The organism is Bacillus sp. CD3-5 (assembly GCF_006349665.1).
GTDB lineage: Bacteria > Bacillota > Bacilli > Bacillales > Bacillaceae_G > Bacillus_A > Bacillus_A paranthracis.
Genome location: NZ_VEPX01000001.1, coordinates 650,323 through 662,530, shown reverse-complemented (window position 1 = coordinate 662,530; position 12,208 = coordinate 650,323). Strand labels below are relative to the sequence as shown.

12 protein-coding genes are annotated in these 12,208 nt (G+C 36.9%); 5 read left to right on the top strand and 7 right to left on the bottom strand.

Annotated features, from left to right (window positions below; genetic code table 11):
- Window positions 1–73 precede the first annotated feature (73 nt).
- A complete protein-coding gene (locus FH036_RS03450) occupies window positions 74–715 on the top strand; it encodes an HD domain-containing protein (RefSeq protein WP_000875267.1) in 642 nt (213 codons plus the stop codon).
- A gap of 66 nt (window positions 716–781) precedes the next feature.
- On the opposite strand, the gene FH036_RS03445 is transcribed toward FH036_RS03450, so the two are convergent.
- From FH036_RS03445 to FH036_RS03415, 7 genes are all read right to left on the bottom strand, one after another.
- Entirely contained in the window at window positions 782–1,222 is a 441-nt protein-coding gene (locus FH036_RS03445) for a carboxymuconolactone decarboxylase (RefSeq protein WP_162837647.1), read from the bottom strand.
- Between the two features lie 30 nt (window positions 1,223–1,252).
- Window positions 1,253–2,743 (bottom strand): alanine/glycine:cation symporter family protein, encoded by a 1,491-nt coding sequence (locus FH036_RS03440; RefSeq protein WP_139895351.1) that lies wholly within the window; start codon window positions 2,741–2,743, stop codon window positions 1,253–1,255.
- Window positions 2,744–2,850: 107 nt separating this feature from the next.
- Window positions 2,851–4,335, bottom strand: a complete 1,485-nt coding sequence (locus tag FH036_RS03435) for an aldehyde dehydrogenase family protein (protein WP_139895350.1) — start codon at window positions 4,333–4,335, stop codon at window positions 2,851–2,853.
- 18 nt (window positions 4,336–4,353) lie between these two features.
- Window positions 4,354–5,250 carry a 4-hydroxy-tetrahydrodipicolinate synthase gene (gene dapA / locus FH036_RS03430; RefSeq protein WP_139895349.1) on the bottom strand — a complete coding sequence of 299 codons (897 nt, stop codon included), beginning with the start codon at window positions 5,248–5,250 and terminating at the stop codon, window positions 4,354–4,356.
- Window positions 5,251–5,300: 50 nt separating this feature from the next.
- Window positions 5,301–6,242 carry a proline racemase family protein gene (locus tag FH036_RS03425; protein WP_138321880.1) on the bottom strand — a complete coding sequence of 314 codons (942 nt, stop codon included), beginning with the start codon at window positions 6,240–6,242 and terminating at the stop codon, window positions 5,301–5,303.
- On the bottom strand, window positions 6,239–7,276 hold the full coding sequence (locus FH036_RS03420) for a proline racemase family protein (protein WP_139895348.1): 1,038 nt from the start codon (window positions 7,274–7,276) through the stop codon (window positions 6,239–6,241). Before FH036_RS03420 ends, FH036_RS03425 begins: the two co-directional genes overlap by 4 nt.
- Window positions 7,273–8,448, bottom strand: a complete 1,176-nt coding sequence (locus FH036_RS03415; RefSeq protein WP_139895347.1) for an NAD(P)/FAD-dependent oxidoreductase — start codon at window positions 8,446–8,448, stop codon at window positions 7,273–7,275. The genes FH036_RS03420 and FH036_RS03415 overlap by 4 nt, the downstream gene beginning before the upstream one ends.
- A gap of 180 nt (window positions 8,449–8,628) precedes the next feature.
- Here FH036_RS03415 and FH036_RS03410 point away from each other — a divergent pair, with 180 nt between their 5' ends.
- From FH036_RS03410 to FH036_RS03395, 4 genes are all read left to right on the top strand, one after another.
- Entirely contained in the window at window positions 8,629–10,290 is a 1,662-nt protein-coding gene (locus tag FH036_RS03410; protein ID WP_139895346.1) for a sigma-54 interaction domain-containing protein, read from the top strand.
- A 73-nt stretch (window positions 10,291–10,363) separates the two neighbouring features.
- Window positions 10,364–10,636, top strand: a complete 273-nt coding sequence (locus FH036_RS03405) for a (2Fe-2S)-binding protein (RefSeq protein WP_098669746.1) — start codon at window positions 10,364–10,366, stop codon at window positions 10,634–10,636.
- Window positions 10,633–10,965 (top strand): (2Fe-2S)-binding protein, encoded by a 333-nt coding sequence (locus FH036_RS03400; protein WP_139895345.1) that lies wholly within the window; start codon window positions 10,633–10,635, stop codon window positions 10,963–10,965. Before FH036_RS03405 ends, FH036_RS03400 begins: the two co-directional genes overlap by 4 nt.
- Window positions 10,962–12,197 carry an NAD(P)/FAD-dependent oxidoreductase gene (locus FH036_RS03395; protein WP_139895344.1) on the top strand — a complete coding sequence of 412 codons (1,236 nt, stop codon included), beginning with the start codon at window positions 10,962–10,964 and terminating at the stop codon, window positions 12,195–12,197. The genes FH036_RS03400 and FH036_RS03395 overlap by 4 nt, the downstream gene beginning before the upstream one ends.
- Window positions 12,198–12,208: the final 11 nt, after the last annotated feature.

Here is a 12,208-nt window from a genome sequence, read left to right as displayed (position 1 = left end):
TTTTAAAGCAGGAATAATGATATACTAAGATGAAATTCTTTAAAACATGATTTTTTAGGGAAAGGATAACGATATGAAATATATAGTAGATAGAACATATGCAAAAGAATTACTCGAATGGGCATATGAACAAAACCCCGGTCCTTGGTTTGAACATTCAATAAATGTTGCTCAGGCAACTGAAAACATAATTATAGAACTTATTAAAAATGGGTATAACCTAGATGCTGATATAGCATATAATGCTGCCCTTTTGCATGATATTGGAAGATACAAAGGTTTTACCAAATCGGTCATTCATTCCTATGATGGTTATATGTATATGAATGATTTAGGGTATACAGGAAACGCTGTTATTTGTGTTACACACTCATTCCCATGCAAAAATGAACATATAGATATCGCAGCGGAGTGGAGTCTCGTTCCTGACCATATGAGAATCCAATTAGTTGAAATATTGAATGAACATTGTAACTACGATTTATACAATAAAGTAATTACTCTTTGTGATGCTCTTGCTGACGCGGATGGTTTTACTACGCTGGAAAGAAGATTGATTTCCGTTGGTTTACGTCACGGTACAACGTCTCATACATCATTACATTGGAAAGGGTTTTATGCAATTAAGAAAGAATTAGAAGCTTTAATCAGTAAAAGCATATACACAGTTCTTCCTGATGTAGAGAATTCGATTTATGAAGAAATAAAATATTAAAATGAATACAAATGTAATTTCACATAAAAAACGTTTTAAACATAAAGTTTAAAACGTTTTTTCTATTCAATGCTTTTGATTTTTCAGTTCTGTTAAACACTCTTGCACTAAAGTTACCGCTTGACTCATTGCAGCTCCACCAGCAAATGCTGCTGATACACCACACGCTTCCAGAATTTCTTTATCTGAACACCCTTGATCAAGACACCCTTTTGTATGATAAACGGTACAATATTCATCTTGCGTTGCTAGACTAATTCCTAATGCAATAAGTTGTTTTTCCCTTTTTGTTAAAGAACCCTCTTGAAAACAAGCTTGCGTGAATGCATTATATGTTTCAGCAATTTCAGGAATTTGGTTTGTAAAACTACCGATACCTTCTTTATAATGATGTAGAACGTCATTTACTGAACTATGATGTTGTTCGTGTTCCATCTTATTATTACCTCCATTCAAATTATCTGTACCTACTGTAGTATGTGATGAAAAGAAGGCAATATACCTCATTCGATAGAACGAATATTCAGTTTATTTAAACTACAGTTTCAGACTATCATCCACTACCGCTTGTTCTTTAGAGTTTTTTCTTGCAACCTCTTTACTTCTTTCCTCCCAAAATGTTAAACCTTCAATTCCTACATTTTTAGGATCAAATACTGGATCTTTCCCTTCTTTTTTCTGCGCTTCATAATCTTTTAACACTTTTAATGCGATTTTACTTAATAGTAGAATCGCAATTAAGTTTAACCATGCCATACTACCAATTCCTAAATCCCCAAGATTCCATAAAAGCGACGCTGATTCTATGCTACCGATGTAAACCATAATTAAAAATCCAATTTTCAAAACTGGTTTTAACCAGCTATATTTAAGCTCACGATCTAAATAAGTAAGTGTCGTTTCAGCGATATAGTAGTATGCGAGTAAAGTTGTAAATGCGAAGAAGAAAATTGCGATTGAAATGAATAATGGACCAAACCCAGTCATAACAGTTTCAACTGCTTGTTGTGTATAGATTGGACCAGCATCGACATTCCCTATATTTTTTACAATAGCGCTTTTCCCTTCCGGTATAACATTATACATACCTGTTATTAAAATCATAAGAGCTGTTGCTGTACAAACAACAATTGTATCGATATATACAGAAAACGCTTGAACTAATCCTTGTTTTGCAGGATGGGATACTTCAGCAGCAGCGGAGCTATACGTCGCTTCTCCAACACCAGCAACATTCGAAAATACAGCACGCTTTACGCCCCATGCGATTGCTGCACCGACAATTCCGCCAAACATTTCATTTACACCAAAAGCACTAGAGAAAATTAATGCAAACATACTTGGAATTTCTGTTACGTTCGCAATTAATACGATACATGTAACAATTACATAACCAATTGCCATAAATGGAACAAGCATTTGCGAAACACCAGCAATTCTCTTTACGCCACCAAGAATGATTGCTGCTAATAATATGACTAACAATATACCAGTTATATATTTGCTAATACCATTAGAGTTTTCGAATCCAACTGCGATACTACTAGATTGAATACCTGGTAATAAAACACCATATGAAAGTGTTACAACGACTGCTACAATGATTGCAAACCATTTCATGTTTAAGCCTTTTTCAATGAAATACGGTGTACCACCGCGATATTCATTTCCAACTTTACTTTTATATATTTGAGATAATGTTGATTCGACAAAGGCACTAGCTGCTCCTAAAAGAGCCATTACCCACATCCAAAATACAGCTCCAGGTCCACCAAAAGCGATAGCTGTTGCGACCCCAGCAATATTACCTATTCCAACCCTACCTGATAAAGCTAAACAAAATGCTTGAAAGGATGATATTCCCGTTTCTGAGCTCTTCCCTTCAAATAATAGTTTAATCATCTCTTTAAAATAACGAATTTGTAGAAAACGAGTTGCAATTGTAAAATACACGCCTGCCCCTAATGCAAAAACAACTAACCCAATACTCCATACTTGCCCTACTAACCACTCTACTAACTGCTCCATCCAAATCCCCCTTATCATTCTTTTGAAAGCTATTTTATATATAAGAAAACGGACAACTATTATTAAAACTTCCAGTTGTCCGTCTATCTCATTATTTCATCTCTCTATTACTTTATATTTACCCAAACACTTTTCACTTCTGTGTAATTATCAAGCGCATATGAACCTAACTCACGACCGATACCAGATTGTTTAAATCCACCAAATGGTGCCGCTGCATTTTCTAAGTTATAATCATTAATCCATACCGTTCCTGCCTTTAATTTATTGGCAACTTGATGTCCTGTTTTAATATTTTGTGTCCATACGCCTGCAGCGAGTCCGTAAGAAGAGCGATTTGCTCTTTCGATTACTTCTTCCGTTGAATCAAATGGAAGTACAACGACAACTGGACCGAAGATTTCTTCCTTAACTATCGTCATATCGTCAGTAACATCTATGAATACTGTTGGCTGTACAAAATAACCTTTTTCAAATGCACGTTCACCACCAGCAGCAATAGTAGCGCCTTCAGCTTTTCCTTGTTCAATGTAATGTAGTACACGCTCTTGTTGCTTTTTAGATATGAGTGGACCCATTTCCGTTTCCTTCTCCATACCTGCTCCAAGTTTCACGTTATTCGCCATTTTTACTAGTTCATTTACGACTGTTTCGTAATGTTTTCGGTGAACGAATACGCGAGATCCAGCACTACAATTTTGGCCGTGATTATACATAATACCTTGGAATGCACCGTTAATCGCTTCTTCTAAATCAGCATCTTCTAAAATGATATTTGGTGATTTACCACCAAGTTCTAATGTTACATGTTTAATTGTTTCTGCAGATTGACGCATAATATATTTTCCTGTAACTGTTGAACCTGTGAAGGCTACCTTATCAATATCATGATGGTTTACAATTGCAGCTCCCGTTTCAGGGCCGAAACCTGGCACAAAGTTTACAACACCATCTGGAAAACCTGCTTCTTTAAAAAGTTTCGCTGCATATAATAAGGATAAAGGAGTTTGCTCTGCTGGTTTTAATACGATCGTACAACCTGTTGCTAGTGCAGCTCCCATTTTCCAAGAAGACATAACGAGCGGAAAATTCCAAGGAATAATTTGTCCTACAACGCCAACAGGTTCATGGCGTGTGTAATTTAAATAATCTTTTGAAATCGGAATGGTTTGTCCGATAATTTTCGTAGCCCACCCCGCATAATAGCGGTAATTTTCTACAGTCGCTGCAATATCATCATCCAGTGCTACTTGATATGGTTTCCCGTTATCTAAAGCTTCTAACTGCGCCAATTCTTCTCCATGCTCTTCAATTAAGTCTGCTAATTTATAAATAAGATGTGCTCTTTCAGCAGTAGTCATTTCTGCCCAAGGTCCTGATTCAAATGCAGATCGTGCCGCTTTAACTGCCGTATCAATATCCTCTTCTTGTGCTTCATAAACAACTGCAAGAACATCTTCTGTTGCTGGATTATATGTTTCAAACGTCTTTCCGCTAATTGAAGGAACAAATTCACCATTAATAAACATTTTAATCTCTTCGTCTAAAAACGCTTTCACTTTTGGCTTCAGCTCAATATTTGTCGTTAACATATACGCTCTCCTCCTTATTTAAACAGCTGCATGAGCTGCAATTTTTGAAATAATCATTTGAAGCTTTTGATCTTCTTCTTCAGTTAATCTGAGTCTCGGATAGCGAGAAGGCCCCCCAGCTTGCCCGTGTAATTCCATTGAGCGTTTCACGATTTGTACATATTTTCCGGACCCTTCAAGAAACTCACAAAGAGGTAAAATCGCATCGTTTATTTCCCAAGCTTTTTCTAATTCACCATTTTGGAAATGCTCATACATTTTCGTAACAAGTCCCGGTACGATATTTCCTGCTACTGAAACCCATCCCGTTGCACCAACTAAATAAGATTCCATAACTAAATCTTCAGATCCACAGAATACTTGAAAAGCACCTTCGCCTTGTCTTACTAAATCTCTCGCTTTTCGAATATCTCCGCTAGATTCTTTAATATGTGTAACATTTTCACACTCTTTTCCAATACGTAGCATGAGTTCTGTACTCATATCAACACCAGATGTAAACGGGTTATTGTATAACATAATTGGTATATTTACAGCGTTTGAGATTTCTTTAAAGTGAAAATAAATTTCCTCTTCTTTTGGCTTACAATAGTATGAGTTAATAATTAATGCACAGTCCGCTCCGTGCGCTTCCGCATGTTTCGTATATTCAATCGTCTCTTTCGTCGTCTCCGCAGCAGTCCCAACAATAACCGGAATACGGCCATCCACTTCTTTTAATACTGTTTCTACCATTTTAAATCGTTCTTCTTTTGATAAACTCACAAACTCTCCTGTACTTCCATTAATAATAATGCCAGCTACTTTTTGATTAATAAAATAATTTATGTTTTGCTTTACACCGTTCCAATTAATTTCTTGAAGCTCATCCATCGGTGTGATTAATACTGGAAATGCCCCTTTAATATTTTTCATATTTACCTCTCCCTTTAATATTTTTCATATTTACCTCTCCCTTTACTATTTTATTTTAATAAAAATCCTGTCGGAAACGGATCTGTAGGATCTAATAGAAACGTCTGCATCCCTGTAATAAATCCTCTACTTTCAAAACGGAAAATGTAACCTATTTCTTCCTTCTTCACTTTTTCAACAGTTATAAAGCTATTACATATACTTTCATTTATAAAAGGTTTATCCACTATATAATTATTTTTAAATAACGCGTGAACATAAGACACAATAGTAGAAACAAAACCTGGCGATCGTACGATAAAGTTATCTTCATGAAAGGTAATCGACTTTATATGGTTCTTTTCTTTTTGCGAAGAATCTACTAAAATAAGCCTTTTTATTAACGACTGTTTTTGTATAGCTTGTAGTGTACTTTCTCCCCATTTTTTCAATTCAGAAATGTTTTCAATATGAATTTCTGGTGAATACGCATCTTTTTCTACAACTGCGTATACTTTATCTGCCTGTATGAGAGAGTAACTTATATGTTCAACTTGTAAATTTTTCTCAATCATATAACATACTTTACTTTCAAACGAAACAGATACAACTTCATCATTCTCTACATGCGCATGGACTAAAAATATGCCAGATAACGTTTCGATTTTGTATTGATTCGTCTCTCTCTTTTTTAAATATCCGCTTTCTAGTAACATCGTTATGACTGCGACAATACCTCCGTAATGAAGAGGTATTGACCCTTCATGATTAAAAAATAATACAGCTGCATCGATTTCAGGATGAATAGAAGGAACGACGATACATCCATTTAAACCGATAAAACCACGCGGTTCATTTAATAAAAGCTGCATTTCTTCTGCTAATTCACCTGAAAATTGTTCGTTTAATTGTTCTAAATTGTAGTAGTACTTGCATGGTACATCTTTTATTACACGGAATGCCTCGCCATTTACGTGTACGTCTACTGCTGTATACATTTTTTGAATGTTCATTTTACATCCTCCGTTTCATGTTCCATCGGCGGAATTAGCAAAAATCCTTCTTTCAGTGGATCCTTTTCATTGTAAAAAAATTTATGCATCCCCATAAGCCAAGCTGAACCTGTAATTTTCGTTACGACAGCTTCCATATTTGCAACATTTGTCGTATTTATAACGCACCCTTTAAATAAAGAACCAACGATACTCTCATGAACAAACTCTTCATCAATCTCAATTTTTTGGTTCGCATATAATACCGCTAACTTCGCTGATGTTCCTGTACCACATGGAGAACGATCAATTCCTCCAGGCGGAACGACAACTGTATTTTTCACATGCGCACTTTCATGTGTAGGATCTGTATAAAACTCGACATGGGTTAATCCTCTAATAAACGAATGCTCTGGATGAATGATTTCAAATTTCTCATTAATGATATTTCTTATATGAATTGCCTTATCTATGATTGTAGATGCGTTTTCTGGTACTAACTCTAACCCTACTGATTTCGCATCGATAATGGCATAAAAGTTCCCTCCATACGCAATATCAGCCTCTACAGTTCCAATGTTCTCGACGTCTACCGTGATATGTTTCAATACAAAAGCTGGTATGTTACAAAAGGAGACTTCTTTCGCTTTTCCATCTTGAACAAAGATATCCACTTCAACTAAGCCAGCTGGCGTATCTAACTTTAACGAAGTAATCGGTTCAACTACCGGAATTAAACCTGATTCAATTAAAGCTGTACATACACCAATTGTATCGTGACCGCACATCGGTAAATATCCGCCTGTCTCTATGTATATAACACCAATATCGGCATCAGGGTGACATGGATCTGTTAATAGTGCTCCGGACATTACATCATGACCACGCGGTTCATTCATTAACAATTTGCGAATCCAGTCATACTCCTTTTTCATATGTAACATTTTCTCTGCCATCGTCTCTCCAAGTAACTTAGGTAGTCCGCTAATCAATGTTCTCGTTGGATTCCCACCCGTATGTGTATCAATCGTCGTAAAGACTCTTTGTGACCTCATCCGTTTAACACCCTTTCTGTAAAACGACTCAAACGAAGTGGTTCAATAGGAATGATTGTTTCTTTTTCATTTAATAACTCTTCAATCACTTTCCCTGTAACTGCGGCAAGACTAATGCCATCCCCTTCATGCCCTGCTGCAATAAAGTAATTCGGGATATGTTCCACACGTGAAATAATCGGCAAATGATCTTCTGTCCACGGACGTAACCCAGCATAGGAACGAATCACCATCATATCAACCATTTTTGGATAAAAGCGAATTGCTCTGTTCGCAATACATTTAATAACCTCGTTATTTATCCTCGTATGAAACCCTACAAATTCTCTACTACTACCAATTAAAAAATTTTGGCTTTCTGTGGGCTCAAATACGAGAGCTACTCCATATTTTTCAGTTAAAGCATCCACTTTTCGTTTTCCACCAAATTTAGAAATTAAATAACCAAATTCCATAACTTTACGACAACCAACGTGTTGTTGCCTTGAAGCTACAATAATATGCCCTTTTCTCGGTTCAATTGGGATATTTATATCCAACATTTGTCCGATTTTTGGAGCCCACACACCCGCTGCGTTCACCACTTGCTTCGCAGTAAACGTCCCATTTGTCGTTTCTACAATAAAGGAACCGTCTTTATCTCTTTTCATTTCTTTTACTTCCGTATGATTAAAAGCCTTCGTACCATATTTCTTCGATTCTGCAAGAAGTGAAAAAGCAAGAAGATATGGATTTACAGTCGAATCTGTTGCGCATTCTAACCCGCCTAATAAATCATCTGCAAAGAATGGCGATTCCGCTCTTATATCTTGCCTATCAAGCATTCGAAACGGTAAACCCGCTTCTTTTTGACGATTCACCCATTGCTGCGCTGCTTCCATTTCTTCGTCTGACTCACATACGAGAATACTTCCTGGCGCCCTATATTCAAATGAGTGCTCTAACTCTTCACTTAAATCCGTTACTAATTTTTGACTTACTAACGACATTTGACTATCAAACCCCGGGTCTTTATCAATAGCCAAAATATTTCCATCACAGCGTGAAGACGTCCCGCTGACAAATTCTCCTTTTTCAATGATTGTTACGTCTCTTCCGTATTTTGAAGTGTAATAAGCGATCGAGCAGCCAATAATACCACCGCCAATTATTAAAACGTCGCAGTGCCTCACAAAATACTCCTCCTTCCCCTAAACCTCTCACTTTCTTTTATGCAATTGACGTGCCAACTGTACATATATACAATTTTTACAAACAATATTTTTATTTGTAAAAATATTTTAAATTTATCGTAAATAAGTGTATTATTTTTTTATCACTGTCAAAATTTTTATACATAACAGGAGGACAATATGGCATTCTCATTTCCCACAATAAAAGAATTTCTAAAAACATTATCTATTGATCATACATATAGCACTCAACACATTGAACAAGTTGACGAAAAATTTTATTACCGACCTTCTACTACAGAAGAATATAATTGTGCAGTTATATATGAAGATGATTCGTTCACCACTTTAATCGACGGGGTTTCCAATGAACTAGCTGTTATCATAATGAACCGAAATAAAGAGCCAATATGCTGTATAACGGCACAGCAAATCATTCCGTTTCTTGTTAAGTCTTACAATGAACTCCAATCTTTTTACAACACCGTAATACAAACTACTGATTCTTCTGTTACAGTCATCGATGATAAAGAACGTGTCCGTACCTGGACAGATGGCGCCGAAAAGATTTTTTCAGTCAAGCATAATGAAATTATCGGACAACCTATCACTCGCTTTTTTGACTATAAAGATTTGGAAATTTTACAATCATTACATGACGGAAAAAGCATAATTGCTCAGTTCCATCAGCCCCGTCCAGATCTGTTCGTATTAATTAATTCAAACCCAGTGTATTGTAACGATGAAATTATTGGAGCCGTCGTTTCAGAAACTGATGTTACGAATCAAGTTGCTTTAAATGAAAAACTATTTAATATGTCACATGAAATGCACCGTTTAGAACAAGAGGTCGCAAAGTATAAAGATGAATCAGACCCTTTCCTTGCGATGAATGGAAAGAGCCCTGTTATACAAAGAACGATACAATTAGCTAGAAAAGTTTGTTCGGTGAAATCAACTGTTTTAATACTCGGCGAAAGTGGTGTTGGAAAAGAAGTATTTGCGAAAGCGATTCATGATGCAAGTGAAGCAGCTAAAGCTCCGTTCATTTCAATTAACTGCGGCGCCATTCCAGAAGCATTATTTGAAAGTGAATTATTCGGCTATGAGCGCGGGGCATTTTCTGGTGCAAATAGTAAAGGTAAGAAAGGTAAAATAGAGCTCGCACAAGGTGGCACATTATTTCTTGATGAAATAGGAGAAATGCCGCTCGATATGCAAGTAAAGCTTTTGCGTGTACTACAAGAAAGAAAATATTACCGAGTTGGTGGAGAAAAAGAAATAAAGATTGATTTCCGTATTATCGCTGCTACAAATCGTGATTTACAAGAAGAAATGAGAAAAGGCACGTTCCGAGAAGATTTATACTATCGCCTAAATGTAGTTAGTTTGCATATTCCACCGCTACGCGAAAGACGTGAGGATATTATTGAATTAACTTATTCTTTCTTAAACCATTTTTCAATCAACTATAACAGACCAATTCGTGACTTACCTTCCAGCATTATGCATGAACTGCTTCATTACAATTGGCCAGGTAATATTCGCGAGCTTCGTAACGTTGTTGAAAGACTTGTCGTATTTGCGACTGACGGCATTATAAAACAAGAGTATTTACCATTTCATACAACTGAAACGTTAGAGAATCATACGGCTCATTCCCTATTACTCAGCAACAATAATACGATTCTCTCTTTGCAAGAAGAGATGGATGAACATGAGAAGAAAGTCATTGAGAGGGCTTTACGCATTTTGAATGGGAATAAATTAGAATGCGCAAAACAGCTCGGTGTTACGAGGGCTACCTTATATAACCGTTTAAAAAAACTTGGGTTACAATAACCGTTTCCCTCCTCTATATTGGCATAGTTTTTGCATAATAATTTGTGCAAACCGAACTAGAGGAGGAATACATATGACGAATAAAGATCATGTAATTGTTTGTCGATGTGAAGAAGTTACATACGGTCAACTTCAATCGACAATTGCTGAATATAATTGCTCGGCAAGAGAATTAAAACTAAGAACACGTGCTGGTATGGGATTTTGCGGTGGCCGCACATGTAGAATGATGATAGATCGAATGATTGAAAGTGCAAATCCTGACGTAACTACTAATGAAATTCCATTAAAATATCAACCACCAGTGCGTGCAGTTACCTTTGGAGCGGTAGGTGAAAATAAATGAATAGAATTACCCATCACCCTGTTTTAGGGAGTTTAAATAGTAGTAAACGTATCACTTTCCAATTTAACGGTCAACAATATGAGGCATATGAACATGAAACGATTGCGGCCGCTTTACTTGCAAACGGAATAAGAACTTTAAGAGTGCATGAAGACAGCGGGACGCCGCGAGGTATTTACTGTAATATCGGACATTGTTCTGAGTGCCGCGTCACAGTAAATAATCAAACGAACGTACGAGCATGCTTAACTGTTGTAGAAAAAGATATGATTGTTGATAGCGGCAAACAACATCCAAATATCGTGAGAGAGATGGTGAAAAAACGATGAACGATGTCATTATTATCGGTGCTGGACCAGCAGGTTTATCAGCCTCCATCTCTTGCGCTCGATTTGGTTTCAATGTACTTGTTATTGATGAATTTATGAAGCCTGGCGGAAGGTTGCTCGGTCAATTACATCAAGAACCTACTGGAGAATGGTGGAACGGCATAGAAGAATCAAAACGCCTTCACGAAGAAGCAAAATCACTTTCAGTTGATATTCGATGTGGTATTTCCGTCTATAATTTAGATAAAGATGAAAGCACTTGGTTCGTACATACGAATATCGGTACGTTAGAAGCACCGTTCGTTCTACTTGCTACTGGCGCTGCTGAATACTCCATTCCCCTTCCTGGTTGGACACTTCCAGGAGTTATGTCAATCGGGGCAGCCCAAGTAATGACAAATGTACACCGCGTTCAAGTTGGGAAAAAAGGAGTAATTATTGGTGCTAACATTTTGTCATTCGCTATTTTAAATGAATTACAATTAGCGGGAATTAAAGTGGAACATATCGTGCTTCCTGAAAAAAATGAATTAAGTCAAAAGGCTGGTGAACCAGAAGAAGTATTAAATTCTCTCTTACATGCTGCTCATCTTGCCCCGTCACCTTTATTACGTATAGGTAGTCGATTGATGAAATATAATTGGGCGAAACAAGCTGGATTAAACTTCTATCCAAATAAAGGTATGAACATAAACGGCACACCTCTTCACCTTCGAAAAGCAGCTCTTGAAATTATCGGAACAGATCAAGTTGAAGGTGTACGGGTTGCTAATATTGATACGAAAGGAAATATAGTAACTGGATCGGAACAAATATATGAGGCAGACTTCGTTTGTATTGCCGGCGGCTTATATCCTCTTGCTGAGCTGGCCGCTGTAGCTGGTTGTCCGTTCCGTTACATTCCGGAATTAGGCGGTCATGTTCCTCTCCATTCCGAAACAATGGAAACCCCTCTTCCCGGTTTATTTGTAGCTGGCAATATAATTGGCATTGAAAGTGGGAAAATTGCAATGGCACAAGGGACTGTTGCTGGATATTCAATTGTAAAACAAGCAAATAAAAAATCTCATTCGGTTGAACAACACTTACAACAAGCGATCCAACATGTACATGCCGTACGTCAACAAGCTGCTATACAATTTAACCCGAACATTGATGTTGGTAGACGAAAAATGAATGAAATTTGGCGTGATTATTCCCTTGCATATGCACATACTAAAAAGAGCTGTTGAGAGTAATCTCA